Annotated in this window: 13 protein-coding genes and 7 tRNA genes; 13 read left to right on the top strand and 7 right to left on the bottom strand. The window is 42.6% G+C overall.

The genetic code is table 11. The annotated features are described in order from the left end of the window. Window positions 1-4: 4 nt before the first annotated feature. From ybeY to H5125_RS11390, 4 genes are all read right to left on the bottom strand, one after another. The gene (gene ybeY, locus H5125_RS11405) at window positions 5-475 is read right to left on the bottom strand and encodes an rRNA maturation RNase YbeY (RefSeq protein ID WP_101088706.1); all 471 of its coding nucleotides are present in this window, start codon (window positions 473-475) and stop codon (window positions 5-7) included. Beyond that, window positions 472-1,536 carry a PhoH family protein gene (locus tag H5125_RS11400; protein ID WP_182744296.1) on the bottom strand — a complete coding sequence of 355 codons (1,065 nt, stop codon included), beginning with the start codon at window positions 1,534-1,536 and terminating at the stop codon, window positions 472-474. Before H5125_RS11400 ends, ybeY begins: the two co-directional genes overlap by 4 nt. A 161-nt stretch (window positions 1,537-1,697) precedes the next feature. Next, window positions 1,698-3,122, bottom strand: a complete 1,425-nt coding sequence (gene miaB, locus H5125_RS11395; protein ID WP_101088708.1) for a tRNA (N6-isopentenyl adenosine(37)-C2)-methylthiotransferase MiaB — start codon at window positions 3,120-3,122, stop codon at window positions 1,698-1,700. Between the two features lie 82 nt (window positions 3,123-3,204). Then, window positions 3,205-3,612, bottom strand: coding sequence for a hypothetical protein (locus H5125_RS11390; protein ID WP_182744302.1), 408 nt, complete (start codon window positions 3,610-3,612; stop codon window positions 3,205-3,207). Window positions 3,613-3,839: 227 nt separating this feature from the next. On the opposite strand from H5125_RS11390, the gene H5125_RS11385 reads away from it, so the two are divergent. The 11 genes from H5125_RS11385 to H5125_RS11335 all read left to right on the top strand — a co-directional run bounded on the left by H5125_RS11385 (window position 3,840) and on the right by H5125_RS11335 (window position 9,384). Continuing rightward, window positions 3,840-5,063: an FAD-dependent monooxygenase gene (locus H5125_RS11385; RefSeq protein WP_182744295.1), complete on the top strand. Its 1,224-nt coding sequence runs from the start codon at window positions 3,840-3,842 to the stop codon at window positions 5,061-5,063. Between the two features lie 218 nt (window positions 5,064-5,281). Beyond that, window positions 5,282-5,869, top strand: a complete 588-nt coding sequence (gene pth, locus H5125_RS11380; RefSeq protein ID WP_101088711.1) for an aminoacyl-tRNA hydrolase — start codon at window positions 5,282-5,284, stop codon at window positions 5,867-5,869. Between the two features lie 77 nt (window positions 5,870-5,946). Further along, window positions 5,947-7,038, top strand: a complete 1,092-nt coding sequence (ychF, locus tag H5125_RS11375) for a redox-regulated ATPase YchF (RefSeq protein ID WP_101088712.1) — start codon at window positions 5,947-5,949, stop codon at window positions 7,036-7,038. Between the two features lie 213 nt (window positions 7,039-7,251). Further along, a tRNA-Met gene (locus tag H5125_RS11370) sits at window positions 7,252-7,328 on the top strand. Between the two features lie 45 nt (window positions 7,329-7,373). Continuing rightward, window positions 7,374-7,458: transfer RNA gene (locus H5125_RS11365), tRNA-Leu, on the top strand. A 45-nt stretch (window positions 7,459-7,503) separates the two neighbouring features. Continuing rightward, a tRNA-Gln gene (locus H5125_RS11360) sits at window positions 7,504-7,578 on the top strand. Between the two features lie 23 nt (window positions 7,579-7,601). Next, window positions 7,602-7,676 (top strand) — tRNA-Gln (locus H5125_RS11355). 5 nt (window positions 7,677-7,681) lie between these two features. Next, a tRNA-Met gene (locus tag H5125_RS11350) sits at window positions 7,682-7,758 on the top strand. A gap of 93 nt (window positions 7,759-7,851) precedes the next feature. Then, window positions 7,852-7,936, top strand: a tRNA-Leu gene (locus H5125_RS11345). Window positions 7,937-7,984: 48 nt separating this feature from the next. Next, window positions 7,985-8,059 (top strand) — tRNA-Gln (locus tag H5125_RS11340). 299 nt (window positions 8,060-8,358) lie between these two features. Next, on the top strand, window positions 8,359-9,384 hold the full coding sequence (locus H5125_RS11335) for a patatin family protein (RefSeq protein WP_101088713.1): 1,026 nt from the start codon (window positions 8,359-8,361) through the stop codon (window positions 9,382-9,384). A gap of 266 nt (window positions 9,385-9,650) precedes the next feature. On the opposite strand, the gene H5125_RS11330 is transcribed toward H5125_RS11335, so the two are convergent. The 3 genes from H5125_RS11330 to lolB all read right to left on the bottom strand — a co-directional run bounded on the left by H5125_RS11330 (window position 9,651) and on the right by lolB (window position 12,220). Beyond that, window positions 9,651-10,598, bottom strand: coding sequence for a ribose-phosphate pyrophosphokinase (locus H5125_RS11330; RefSeq protein ID WP_011636202.1), 948 nt, complete (start codon window positions 10,596-10,598; stop codon window positions 9,651-9,653). A gap of 90 nt (window positions 10,599-10,688) precedes the next feature. After that, entirely contained in the window at window positions 10,689-11,561 is an 873-nt protein-coding gene (gene ispE, locus H5125_RS11325; RefSeq protein WP_182744294.1) for a 4-(cytidine 5'-diphospho)-2-C-methyl-D-erythritol kinase, read from the bottom strand. A gap of 47 nt (window positions 11,562-11,608) precedes the next feature. Continuing rightward, window positions 11,609-12,220, bottom strand: a complete 612-nt coding sequence (lolB, locus tag H5125_RS11320) for a lipoprotein insertase outer membrane protein LolB (RefSeq protein ID WP_162023774.1) — start codon at window positions 12,218-12,220, stop codon at window positions 11,609-11,611. Between the two features lie 237 nt (window positions 12,221-12,457). On the opposite strand from lolB, the gene hemA reads away from it, so the two are divergent. Together hemA and prfA are read left to right on the top strand one after the other, a co-directional pair. Then, entirely contained in the window at window positions 12,458-13,708 is a 1,251-nt protein-coding gene (gene hemA, locus H5125_RS11315; protein WP_182744293.1) for a glutamyl-tRNA reductase, read from the top strand. Between the two features lie 14 nt (window positions 13,709-13,722). Continuing rightward, window positions 13,723-14,808 carry a peptide chain release factor 1 gene (prfA, locus tag H5125_RS11310; RefSeq protein ID WP_101088717.1) on the top strand — a complete coding sequence of 362 codons (1,086 nt, stop codon included), beginning with the start codon at window positions 13,723-13,725 and terminating at the stop codon, window positions 14,806-14,808. Window positions 14,809-14,814 lie beyond the last annotated feature (6 nt).

Here is a 14,814-nt window from a genome sequence, read left to right as displayed (position 1 = left end):
TTATTTATGCTTCCTTATAGGGATTGTCAAAACCTAAGCCTTCAACAAGTTGGGTCTCTAATGACTCCATCTCATCGGCTTCTTCGTCGATAATATGGTCATAACCCAGCAAATGCAAGCTACCGTGTATGACCATGTGTGCCCAGTGTGCGATTAGCGGTTTATTTTGCTCAATTGCTTCTTGTTCCACCACTGGTGCACAGATAACGAGGTCACCCAATAATGGCAATTCAACTTCAGGCGGCGCTTCAAATGGAAATGACAATACGTTAGTTGGTTTGTCTTTACCGCGATAAGTTGAATTGAGCTGCTGACTCTCGGCAATATCAACAATACGAATGGTTAACTCGACTACTGGCATTGTTTGGCCAATAGCCGTTCGAACCCAAGTTTCAAACTCAGCTTGAGTCGGTAAATGTGGATTATCGACTGCAATTTGCAGGTCGAGATCTAATGATATCCCTTGCTGGCTCATTGAGCACTTTCCTCTTTATCTATTAGCTGACGTTTCTGCTCACGTTCACGATAAGCTTGTTCTTTGATGGTTTTTTGGATTTGCTCTTGTTGCTCGAATGCTTCATACGCTTCAACGATACGAGCAACAACAGGGTGGCGGACCACATCTTGGGCAATAAAGAAATTAAAGCTGATCTCAGATACTTCACTGAGCACCTCAATGGCGTGACGTAGGCCTGATTTTTGGCTACGAGGTAAATCAATTTGAGTAATGTCGCCAGTGATCACCGCACGAGAATTAAACCCAATACGGGTTAAGAACATTTTCATTTGTTCAACTGTGGTGTTTTGGGCTTCATCTAAAATAATGAAAGCATCATTGAGAGTCCGGCCGCGCATGTAAGCGAGCGGGGCGACTTCAATTACGCCGCGTTCAATCAGTTTTTCAACCTTCTCAAAACCCATCATCTCAAATAAGGCATCATAAAGTGGGCGTAAATATGGATCGACTTTTTGGCTTAAATCGCCCGGTAAAAAACCGAGTTTCTCGCCGGCTTCAACCGCAGGACGAGTTAATAGAATACGACGCACTTCTTGTCGCTCATACGCATCAACCGCCGCTGCAACAGCAAGGTAAGTTTTACCTGTACCAGCAGGGCCAATACCAAAGCTGATGTCGTGACGAGTGATATTATGCATGTACACACTTTGATTTGGTGTACGAGGCTTAATCACACCACGCTTAGTTTTTATATGGATGCTACTGTCGTCGGAGCCTTGCTGTGCTTCAAGGTTAATGGCTTCTTGAATGGCTAAATGCACTACTTCAGGTTCTAAGTCTGGCGTGCTGCCTTTTACGGTTTGGGTTTCAATGTATAACTGACGCAGCAAGTTATTGGCATTGAGCGCATTACGTGGCAGTCCAACAATAGTGAAGTGGTTATCTTTATGAACAATCTCAACACCTAATCGGCGCTCTAGCTGTTTGATGTTGTCATCAAATGGGCCACATAATGACACGAGGCGGCGAGTATCTGAAGGTTCTAGATACAAATTCATGGTAGTGACTTTAGTGGTCAAATAAGGCTCCAGGTTTTGGTATTGGACAACAAAATATATGCCATTTAGTAATAATGACAGTTTACGAGTCTCTGTATCGAATTACCATAATATGACTAATTTTAGGCAAAATTAAAGGCGGACAAGCCGCCTTTAATATCATCTTAAGCAACAAACATGAATTACGGCTTAAAGTGGGTCACACCTAATGCGTCATCTTGCTTGTGTTTAGCCATAATATCAGCTGGTTGTAAACTGCGACGTAAATCCATTTCATCTTCACCACGGACAAATTCGCCGCGTAATGAGTTGGTATAAACATCAACAATTTTCACATCAACGAAACTGCCGATATGAGTGTGGGCGGCTTCAAAGTTAACGACTCGACTGTTTTCAGTACGACCGCGAAGTTCCATTGGATTCTTTACCGATGGACCTTCTACTAAAATACGTTGAACTGAGCCTAACATATGACGGCTATAACGCATTGCTTGTTGCGTAATGCGCTCTTGTAAAATAGCTAAACGCTGCTTCTTTTCTTCGTCGCTAACATCATCAGGCAAATCTGCCGCAGGCGTGCCTGGGCGAGCGCTGTAGATAAAGCTAAAGCTGTGGTCAAAACCAACATCTTCAATCAGTTTCATGGTATCAGCGAAATCTTGTTTAGATTCGCCAGGGAAACCAATAATAAAGTCTGAACTGATTTGAATATCAGGACGAGCTTTACGCAAGCGACGAATAATCGACTTGTATTCAATTGCCATGTGACCGCGTTTCATTTGGGTCAAAATACGATCAGAACCCGATTGCACCGGTAAATGCAGGAAGCTCACCAATTCAGGCGTGTCTTCATACACATCGATAATGTCTTGGGTGAATTCAATTGGGTGGCTAGTGGTAAAACGTAGACGGTCGATACCATCAATTGAGGCCACTAGGCGCAATAATTCCGCAAAGGTACATATCTCATCATCATGAGTTGCACCGCGATATGCGTTAACGTTTTGACCTAATAAATTGACTTCACGTACACCTTGGGCGGCTAATTGGGCCACTTCAAGAATAACGTCATCTAACGGACGGCTGACTTCTTCACCACGGGTATAAGGTACCACGCAGAAAGAACAGTACTTACTGCAACCTTCCATAATTGACACGAACGCGGTTGGACCGTCAGCGCGAGGCTCAGGAAGACGATCGAACTTCTCAATTTCTGGGAAACTGATATCAATCACGGCTTTTTCGCCACGTTGAATTTGTTCAATCATCTCAGGTAAACGATGCAATGTTTGTGGACCAAAGATAATATCAACGCATTGAGCGCGATCTTTAATTGCTTTACCTTCTTGTGAGGCAACGCAACCGCCGACCCCAATAATTAAATTAGGATTTTTATCTTTTAAAGATTTCCAACGCCCTAGCTGATGGAATACCTTCTCCTGTGCTTTTTCACGAATAGAGCAAGTATTAAGCAGCAGAACATCTGCTTCGCTTGCGTCCTCGGTCAAGGTATATCCTTGATAGTCGTCTAATAAATCGGCCATCTTTGATGAGTCATACTCATTCATTTGACAGCCCCAGGTTTTAATATGAAGTTTTTTACTCATCAGTGCTCGCCAGTAAATCACAGTAAAAATAGCGCGACATTTTACCTGTTGTCAGGCGGTCTGGCTAGCACTAGTGCAAGTTTCACTCATTTGAATCTAAACTTTGTAATAGCCTTGAAAATTGTAATGATTTATCGTTGGCGTTAAACGTGATGGATTGAGCTGAGTAAAAACCAAATTCCGCGGCCATTTGGCGACTTTGTTGCTGGACTTGAACGAGATTACTTTGGCTTAGATCGCGATTAAAGCGGAGCAACATTTCCGTGGTTTGTTGATATAGGGCATAATCGAATGCATTACGATATGTCACGGTAATGGTTTCAATGGGACCTATATTTGTTGCGTCCGGAGTGATTAAATTATTTTTGGGGTTATTGGCACTGGCATTAGTCGACAGTATTAATGCGCAACTTATGATTGTGGTGATCAAAACTGTGGCAATTAAACCATAGCGAATGTAATGGCGTACAAATTGATGGTGACGGTTCATGATGTCCTCTCTTGATGACGTAAAGTGGATCAATTAATCAGACAGTCACAGCATATAAAATCGTTTATTGATTGGTTTTTGTTCATTGTAAGCAAGTGTAGGAAAAAGCCGTTATAGCAACATTTGGTCATGCTTTAGCTCTTATAGACATATTTATACATATATTGACCTCTATTCACTGTCATATTAAACAGAAACTCATCTCACTATTTATGGATGCCAACACAATGCAAGATGCTTCATGCACATCAACGAACACCACTGGTCACAATAATCATTATGATGTTGTCGTTGTTGGCGGCGGAATGGTCGGTGCAGCAGCAGCGATTGGATTAGGTCAGTTAGGGCTCAGTGTTGCAGTGATTGAATCTCGCCAACCGCAACCTTATGAACCAGAGCAGCCTCTAGATGTACGAGTTTCGGCAATTAGTGTGGCATCTGAGCAATTGTTAGCGCGACTTGGTGTTATGGATGAGCTGCTAACCATGCGTCATGTGCCATATACTGGTTTAGAAACATGGGAACTTGATGGCTGCCTTACTGCATTTAGCGCCGAACAAGTTGGCCAGCCGCACTTAGGCTATTTTTTTGAAAACCGTTTAATTCAATTAAGCCTATGGCAACAAATTCATCAAATGGACAACATCACCTTACTGTGTCCAGCTAAAGTGATGCAGTTTTCGCGTTTAAGAGATGGTCATCAAGTCGGTGTTTTGCTGGATAATGGCGATATGCTTACTACAACATTACTTGTTGGTGCCGATGGGGCTAACTCGCAAGTGCGCCAATGGGCTGGTATTGGGGTGACAGGTTGGGATTATGCCCAATCGGCAATGTTAATCAATATAAGTACTCAAACTCCTCAGCAATCAATTACCTGGCAGCAATTTACTCCAGCAGGGCCTAGAAGCTTACTGCCGCTGCCTGGAAATAATGCTTCGTTAGTGTGGTATGACGATGCCAATCGAATTAAACAGTTATCTCAACTGAATGATCTACAACTTGCCGAACAAATCAGACTGCATTTCCCATCGAGATTAGACCCTGATTTTACTGTTGAAAATCGCGGTAGTTTTCCATTAACTCGGCGCCATGCACAACAATATTATCAAGATAATCTGGTTATTATTGGCGATGCAGCTCACACGATTAATCCATTAGCTGGTCAAGGCGTTAATATTGGTTTTAAAGATGTCGATGTGCTGGTGGCTCAAATTGCTAATGCTATTGGTAATGGTAAAACATGGTGGCATGCGAGTGTATTAAAGCATTATCAGCAAGCGCGATATTATGATAATCAATTGATGATGACTGCAATGGATGCTTTTTACGCTGGTTTTAGTAACAATTTATTGCCATTAAAATTACTGCGTAATGGCGCGTTAAAACTGGCCAATATCGACTCACCGCTAAAACGTAAAGTATTGAAGTACGCGCTTGGGCTGAATTAAACTATCGGTTGGCGATATGTGCCATTTGTTAGCTAGGCTTACTACGCAACAAACATGACTTCTGTAAAGAGTCGTCAACCGTAAAGCATGAGTGGCTTTGAATGATTACATTATGAGTGAAATTGGTATAAAATGCCGCGTTTTGCATCATGTGTATTTTGATGTACCCCATGAAGGCATTTAGCAGCATTGTTTGCTATTAAACTGACTAGGTTGTGATGAGTAACATTAAATTGATTGTCGGGTTGGCAAATCCGGGTGCTGAATACGCACAAACTCGCCATAATGCTGGTGCATGGTACGTGCAAGAATTAGCGCGTATATGTAATGTCCCTTTGGTTGCAGAGAGTAAATATTTTGGTGTCACAGCCCGTGCAACGTTGCATGGCAGGGATGTTCGTTTACTGATCCCGACAACTTATATGAACTTAAGTGGTAAGTCGGTTGCAGCGTTAGCCAATTTTTTCCGCATTTTGCCCGAGGAAATCTTAGTCGCCCATGATGAGCTGGATATGGATCCTGGTGTGGCTAAATTCAAGTTGGGCGGTGGCCATGGCGGTCATAATGGTTTAAAAGACATTATTGCCAGTTTAGGTAACGACAAAAACTTTCATCGTTTGCGCATTGGCATTGGCCATCCAGGCGATAAAAATAAAGTCAGCGGCTACGTACTTGGCAGGGCACCAACGATAGAGCAAGAGCGAATAAACGCCGCGATTGATGAAGCGGTTCGTTCAACCGAGATTTTATTTAACCAAGACATGGCGAAAGCCATGCATAGATTACATTCGTTCAAAGCAGAATAAGCCAAGCGAGTTTTGTTTTAACACCCTTTCGACATCATTATCCAATGGGATAACTCTACATATATAAAGGTAAGCATATGGGTTTTAAATGCGGCATTGTTGGTCTGCCAAACGTGGGTAAGTCAACGTTGTTTAATGCGTTAACACAAGCGGGTATTGAAGCGGCAAACTTTCCGTTTTGCACTATTGAGCCAAACACGGGTGTGGTACCGGTACCAGATGCACGTCTTGATGCGTTAGCTGCTATTGTTAAACCTCAACGTATTTTACCTACTTCTATGGAGTTCGTTGATATCGCTGGTCTAGTCGCTGGTGCATCGAAAGGTGAAGGCTTAGGTAACAAGTTTTTAGCTAACATTCGTGAAACTGATGCAATTGGTCATGTAGTACGCTGTTTTGAAGATCCGAACATTGTTCACGTAGCGAATAAAATTGACCCAGCTGGCGATATTGAAGTCATTAATACTGAGCTAGCTCTAGCAGACTTAGACGCATGTGAGCGCGCTATTTTTCGTCAAGCTAAACGTGCTAAAGGCGGCGACGGTGATGCAAAATTTGAAGTCGCTGTACTTGAAAAAATGCGTCCATTGTTAAATGAAGGCCAAATGTTGCGTTCGTTGGAATTAACTAAAGAAGAGTTAGCAGCCGTTGCTTACCTTAACTTCTTAACGATTAAACCAACAATGTACATTGCTAACGTTGCCGATGATGGTTTCGAAAACAACCCTCATTTAGATGTTGTTCGTGCTATTGCCGCTACAGAAAATGCTATCGTTGTGCCTGTATGTGCTGCTATTGAATCTGAATTAGCAGAAATGGAAGCAGATGACCGCGCAGAGTTTATGGCTGACCTTGGTTTAGAAGAGTCTGGCTTAGACCGCGTAATTCGTGCAGGTTACGAATTACTGAATCTGCAAACGTACTTTACTGCAGGTGTAAAAGAAGTTCGCGCATGGACAGTACCTGTTGGTGCTTCTGCCCCACAAGCTGCTGGCGTAATCCATACCGACTTTGAACGTGGCTTTATTCGTGCACAGGTTATGGCATATCAAGATTTTATTACCTACAAAGGTGAAGCTGGCGCCAAAGATGCGGGTAAATTACGTGTTGAAGGTAAAACATACATCGTTAAAGATGGCGATGTAATGCATTTCTTATTTAACGTATAAGTGTCACTTACGTTAATTAGAAATTAAAATGGGGCGTAAAGGTGTTTAAGGTGTGTTAATTGGGTTTATTTTGTCGATTCGGCATTCAGTTTGGTGAAGTTATAGCCGAACAAGTCGAATTGATGAAAATAGCGAAAAAAACCAGTTGACCTAGATAACCTGAATAAGCATAATACGCCCCGTTCCTCACCAAGAGGGATAGCAAGAAATAGTGGCAATATAGCTCAGCTGGTTAGAGCACAGCACTCATAATGCTGGGGTCGCAGGTTCAAGTCCCGCTATTGCTACCATCTATTTCTTACCCATCTGCTCAAGATGTTAAACTAGAGTGTTGTGCGGGAGTGGTGGAATTGGTAGACACGCCAGATTTAGGTTCTGGTGCCGCAAGGTGTGAGAGTTCAAGTCTCTCCTTCCGTACCATTTATTAGAAATATTGGCTTAAGCGGATGTTTCAAAAAGTTTGATTGGGATATCGCCAAGCGGTAAGGCACTGGGTTTTGATCTCAGCATTCCAAGGTTCGAATCCTTGTATCCCAGCCATTTATAAAGTTAGACAAGATTATTGGGATATCGCCAAGCGGTAAGGCACTGGGTTTTGATCTCAGCATTCCAAGGTTCGAATCCTTGTATCCCAGCCATCTTTGGCAATGTAGCTCAGCTGGTTAGAGCACAGCACTCATAATGCTGGGGTCGCAGGTTCAAGTCCCGCCATTGCTACCATATTTACTGGGTAGAGTGAGTTGTACTTACGTTAGCTGGTAAAGCAAAGTTTACTCTGAAATAAAAAGAGTATACTCTAAGTTAAAATTTGATGCGGGAATGGTGGAATTGGTAGACACGCCAGATTTAGGTTCTGGTGCCGCGAGGTGTGAGAGTTCAAGTCTCTCTTTCCGTACCATCAAATTTTAGCCACAATTGTTCTTCATATCTGTTTAAAAAATACTATTGGGATATCGCCAAGCGGTAAGGCACTGGGTTTTGATCTCAGCATTCCAAGGTTCGAATCCTTGTATCCCAGCCAAATTCTAAAAAGCCCGTCTTATAGACGGGCTTTTTGCTATTCTTTTTCAGCAAAATGTTTTCAGCAAAATGTTTTGAGCATATTGAAGCCTGTTGATGTTAATACTGCTCAAAGAAAATCACCCCTTAGCCTTATCCCATCTGCTATCAAGTTACTCTGAATAAGCAGATAATTAATACAATCGGTATTGTTTACCAATAGTATTTTCCTATCAACGCGATTGATTCTATCGGTTATCTATTTTACTTACTGTTGTTTAGACTTGTCTTATGCAGTGAATATTTTTAGAAAGGCTTATCATGAACGTCCTAACACCAACACCATTAACGAACCCTTATGAAGCATCACAACCCAAGATGGCACTGATTGCTGAAGGTGGTGGGCAGCGAGGGATATTCACTGCTGGTGTTTTAGATGCGTGGTTAGATAATGATTTTGATCCCTTTGATTTATTCATAGGCACATCTGCTGGTTCACAAAATCTCACGAGTTTTTTATCTCGCCAAAAAGGCTATGCCAAACGATTAATCCGTGGGTTATCACGACATAAGCGATTTTACCAACTGGGCCGAGGGTTAGTTGGCGGAAATGTTGTCGATTTGGACTGGTACTTTGATAAAACGACTCAAGGTAGTTTTGCCTTAGACTTTACCGCAGCAGCGAAATCTTTGGGACAACGCGAGTTATTGATCACCGCAACTAATTCACGCGACCGACAAGGTTATTTCTTACGCCCAAATGGTGATAATGACCACTGGCGCGAATTGCTTAAAGCCTCAAGTGCATTACCCTTTCTATATAAACAGGGGGTTAAACTTGCGCCCTGGTTAACCGCCAGTGCAGCTAATCAAGTTCAGACCGACGATGATTACCCTCAAGCGGACTTTTATCTTGATGGTGGACTGGCTGCGCCGTTACCGGTTCGTGAAGCATATCGCCGTGGTGCGAGAAAAATAGTGGTAATTCGTACTGTTAATGCAGATTTTCATGCACAGTCTGCTTGGGTGCATAAATTAAAATCATGGATTTGTGTGTCAGGTTATTGTCCCAAAACCATAGATTACTTGGTTCAGCATGAACATGCTTACGAACAAGAGCTCGCGTTTATCGCCAATCCACCAGATGATGTCGAGATCATTCAAATTTTTGCTGATGATGATCTGCAAAGCAAATTGTTGGGTAGCACAGATATGGGCTTACGCCATGATTATCAAACCGGTATCACTGCGGGCAATACTTTTTTACACACTCAAAAGGCATTCTATTCTGCACATTCTCAGCATCCGCTAGAGTCGAATGCAGTCATGCAAAGCATGACTGCATAGATGAGTCTGGTTTTTGGGTTTGGAAGCGGACGATGAGATGATGCTATTGATTCAATCAATAAATGCACTTATGAGTTGAATGCTTGAAGGTTGTAGAATGATTTGACGGATAATGTTAGACATCTGCCATTCAATACTGACAAACATCTGGTAATGGTGGTTCGGCTTATTTCTCAAGTAACTTATATAAAGTATTTTTGCGAGGTTTAACCAAACAAAAACGCACTCGTAAGAGTGCGTTTAGTTGTTTCACTCACTAAAGATGATTAGTGGCGGAACATCGCAGAGATTGACTCTTCGTTGCTAACGCGACGAATCGCTTCAGCTAATACTGCAGACATCGTTAGCTGGGTCACTTTAGCCACTTTCAGCATTTCAGGGCTTAATGGCACCGTGTCTGTCACGATAACTTCATCGATAACAGAATTAGCAATATTTTCAGCAGCATTGCCTGAGAATACCGGATGAGTAGCATAAGCGAACACGCGGTTAGCGCCATGTTCTTTTAATGCTTCAGCAGCTTTACATAAGGTGCCACCCGTGTCGATCATGTCATCAACGATGATGCAATCACGGCCTTGAACATCACCAATAATATGCATTACTTGGGCAACGTTAGCTTGTGGACGACGCTTATCGATAATCGCAAGGTCAGAATCATCTAATAGCTTGGCAACTGCACGAGCACGAACTACACCGCCAATATCAGGAGACACAACAACAGGATTTTCTAATTTCTTTGCCAACATGTCTTCAAGTAACACAGGGCTACCGAACACGTTATCAACAGGGACATCAAAGAAACCTTGAATTTGCTCAGCATGTAAGTCACAAGTCAATACGCGGTCAACACCCACGCTTGACAAGAAATCTGCAACAACTTTTGCGGTAATGGGTACACGTGCACTGCGTACACGGCGGTCTTGACGAGCATAACCAAAGTACGGAATAACGGCAGTAATACGACCCGCTGATGCACGACGTAGCGCGTCAACCATTACAATAAGCTCCATGAGATTATCGTTAGTTGGTGCGCAAGTAGATTGGATGATGAACACATCCGCACCACGTACATTCTCGTTTATTTGAACACTGATTTCACCGTCGCTGAAACGGCCTACAACTGCGTCGCCAAGTTTGCAAAATAAACGGTCGGCTATCTTGGCGGCTAGATTTGGGGTAGCGTTACCAGCAAAGAGCTTGATGTCGGGCACTTTATGAACCTCAGGTGTTTGCTTTACGATTAAAGGCTAGATCAATTTTACGTGTTGTCACTCAAAACTGACCCAGAAGAAATAATGTTGTTAGAGCTGCTCAAGTCGTATTTGTAATGGCGACTTGTTCATCCCTTTTGCGACAAAACCTCGCATATCAGCCGGTAATTTGGCTAAAGCGTCAAGGGCTTGTTGCGAATGTGTAAATTCCCCGAACACGCATGCACCTGTTCCGGTCATTCTCGACGGCGCATATTCTACCAGCCAGCTTAAGGCATTGGCAACTTGAGGGTGCTTAGTTGTGACCAGTTTCTGACAATCATTGCTCCATTGTTGAGTCATTAAACTACTCATATCCAATTTTGGTGTGTTACGTGGCAAATCAGGATGTTGAAAAACATCCTGGGTTGACACATGTACATCAGGGACAATAACTAAATACCATGACTCGGGTGGATGTACTGTGATTAGCTTCTCACCTACACCTTCGGCAAACGCAGATAAACCATTAATAAAAACAGGGACATCCGCACCAAGCGTTAAGCCAATTTCAGCCAGTTTACTGGGTGAAACATTGGTTTTCCATAAGGCATTTAGCGCCACTAATGTAGTTGCCGCATCAGATGAACCGCCGCCTAAACCACCACCCATAGGTAATAATTTTTCTAACCAAATATGCGCACCGCCTTGATATTGGGCGTAACGCTTAAGTGATTTTGCGGCCTTAAGAATTAAGTTATCGCTGTTAGCGACAGAATCGGACATCGTAGAATGGAGAATTAAATCTGGTGTGTCTGTGATATGAAAATCAAGGTAGTCACAATGGTCAATAAATTGAAATAGTGTTTGTAATTCGTGATAGCCATCGGCTCGTTGGCCAGTTACATGTAAAAATAAATTCAGTTTTGCAGGAGCAGGCCAACTTTTGGATACCGCTGATTTGCGTGATTTCGTCGATGTCATGTTTTTGTTCACTACCTTGTTGATTAGCCAGCACTGAATATTTAACGTTATTTAGTTTTGGCTGCTACCGCTGTCCATTGATTAGTTTGAATTTTTATTTGTACATTCTCACGCTCAACCTTCAACAACCTAGGCACAAGCGCGCCGCTTTGTTGTTGCCAACCGAGAAAACTGACTACCCAATTGGCTTCAGAGTCGTGACTGATTAATTGTTTAATTGTGCCATCAGGATTATAGCTGACAATTTTATCATTGCTGCCAATTTGGCCGGTAATCCATAAAGGAAGGCTATCAAGCGGGATTGACCATCCGCTAATACCTGTCAGTAAATCTTGTGCATTACTGTCACGATAGGTTTTGCCGTCAACTTCAAGTGTCGCCATACCTTGATTTGTCTTAAGGGTTAATACTGTAGTGCCTAATACCGTTGTTAGGCGTAAATCATTTGCTTTAGGTTGATGTAGCCAATACAAATTGGTGCTGAATTTGTCTTGCGATGTCTTGACGGCAATTTTGCCTTGAAGTTCCCATGCTTTGGCTTGAGCTGCGTTGGTCACATCGATAGGGGTGAAATCATCAGATGGAGTGACACTACAACCGGCTAAGACAAGCAACACGGTAATGAGAGCAGTATGAAATAAAGATGCAGATAAACGCAATGGATTGCCTAGCGGTTGCTTAAGATGATCTTATGATACTGGGCTTAAGCCATTATGTAAAAATGCTTTTGCCAAAATTAATGTGATATTAATGTAATGGTTTGCACAATAGATATGTGATCAATAAATAAAAATTTAGACATTTATTCGGTTTTGTTAAGCCAATTGTGTTTTTAGTTGGTCCAATTCAGTAGAATAGCCTAATTAACGTCACCGAAAAGAACTTGATACCGTCTAATGAGCCTAGTAATAATCGGGATAAACCATAAAACCGCCACGGTAGATTTGCGTGAAAAAGTCGCTTTCTCTCCAGACCGCATTCATGATGCCATGAAAAGCTTGGCCAGTCGCACCCGCACGGGTGAGGCTGTTATTGTGTCTACCTGTAACCGAACTGAGCTATATTGCAATAATGCTGAAAAGGAAGACATTATTGAATGGTTAGAAGATTATCATGGTTTAGATCATAGCGATTTAATGCCGTGTATCTACGCCTATGAAGAACAAGTTGCTGTCAAACATTTAATGCGGGTAGCGTCAGGTTTAGATTCTCTGGTGCTAGGCGAACCGCAAATTTTGGGACAGGTCAAACAAGCGTTTGTGAAAGCCAAAGAAGCAGGCACTATTGCATTAACCATCGATCGTTTATTTCAAAATACTTTCTCAGTGGCTAAAAAAGTGCGTACTGACACTGAAATCGGTGCCGCCGCGGTTTCTGTTGCCTTTGCCGCTGTCAGCATGGCCAAACATATTTTCTCATCGTTGAGCACCACTAAGGTGTTACTCATTGGTGCTGGAGAAACCATTGAATTAGTCGCTAAGCACCTTAAAGATAATGGTGTTGCTTCTATGGTGGTGGCAAATCGCACGATTGAACGTGCTCAAGCCATGTGTGAAGAGTTTAATGCGACCGCAATTACCTTAGAACAAATACCAGACTTTCTCGCTAAAGCCGATATCGTGATATCCTCTACCGCCAGCCCTTTGCCTATTTTAGGTAAAGGTATGGTCGAAAAAGCGCTAAAACAGCGTCGTCACCAACCTATGTTGTTGGTGGATATTGCAGTTCCAAGAGATATTGAAGCAGAAGTCGGTGAGTTAGACGACGCATTCCTTTATACTGTAGACGATCTGCATAGCATAATTGAACAGAACATGGCTTCACGTAAAGAAGCCGCCGAGCAAGCAGAATTAATTACTGAAGATCAATCACACTTATTTATGGAGTGGATTAGGTCTTTAGAGTCAGTCGACAGTATTCGCGAATATCGCAGCCAGAGCTTGGCTATTAAAGATGAATTAGTTGAACGTGCCTTGAATAAATTATCTCAAGGCAGTGATAGTGAACAAGTGATACTTGAGTTAGCTAACAGGCTGACCAATCGTTTGATACATTCACCTACACAAGCGCTCACTTCAGCAAGCCGCCAAGGTGATTTGAATACGTTAGGCCAATTAAGAACTGCGCTTGGTTTAGATAAAAACTAAGGTTAGCGAGCTAAATGAAAGAATCCGTTATCCGCAAGCTTGAAGGCTTGCTCGAACGTAATGAAGAAGTATTAGCGTTACTCAGTGATGCTACCGTGATTTCGGATCAAGACCGTTTTCGTGGATTATCAAAAGAATATTCTCAACTTGAAGATGTTGTGAGTAGCTTTAAGGCATTTCAACAAGCTCAAAAAGATTTCGACTACGCCAAAGAGATGCTTGAAGAAGACGATCTTGAAATGCGCGAAATGGCGCAAGATGAGTATAAGCAGTCAAAGCAAGTGCTAGAAAAGCTTGAAGATGAATTACAAGTTTTACTATTGCCAACAGACCCTAACGATGACACCAACGCGTTTCTTGAAATTCGCGCCGGTGCTGGTGGTGATGAAGCGGCTATTTTTGCTGGCGACTTATACCGTATGTATTCTCGTTACTGTGAAGCCAACCGTTGGCAAATGGAAGTGATGAATGTCAACGAAGGCGAGCATGGCGGCTTTAAAGAAATCATTGTTAAAATCAGTGGTGACGGTGCTTACGGTAAATTAAAGTTTGAGTCAGGCGGACATCGCGTTCAACGTGTGCCTGAAACCGAATCTCAAGGTCGTGTGCATACTTCTGCTTGTACTGTTGTGGTATTGCATGAAGTACCAGAGGCTGAAGCGATTTCGATTAATGCAGCAGACTTAAAAGTGGATACATTCCGCGCCTCTGGTGCGGGTGGTCAGCACGTTAACAAAACCGATTCTGCTATTCGTATTACCCATATTCCATCGGGCATTATTGTTGAGTGTCAGGATCAGCGTTCACAACATAAAAACCGTGCCCAAGCGATGAGTGTATTGGCAGCGCGTATTCAAGCGGTTGAAGATGAAAAAAGACGTAGCGCTGAAGAAACAACCCGCCGTAGTTTAGTGGCCAGTGGTGATCGTTCTGAACGTATTAGAACGTACAATTACCCACAAGGTCGCGTAAGTGATCATCGTATCAACTTAACGCTATATCGCTTGAATGAAGTCATGGAAGGCGATTTAAATGTCTTGCTTGAACCTATCATGCTAGAACATCAAGCAGACATGCTTGCAGCGTTAGCTGACGATTAAGGAGTG

Origin of the sequence: Shewanella sp. SR44-4, assembly GCF_014163715.1 — a bacterium.
Lineage (GTDB): Bacteria > Pseudomonadota > Gammaproteobacteria > Enterobacterales > Shewanellaceae > Shewanella.
This window is presented reverse-complemented; position numbering and strand designations above follow the sequence as displayed.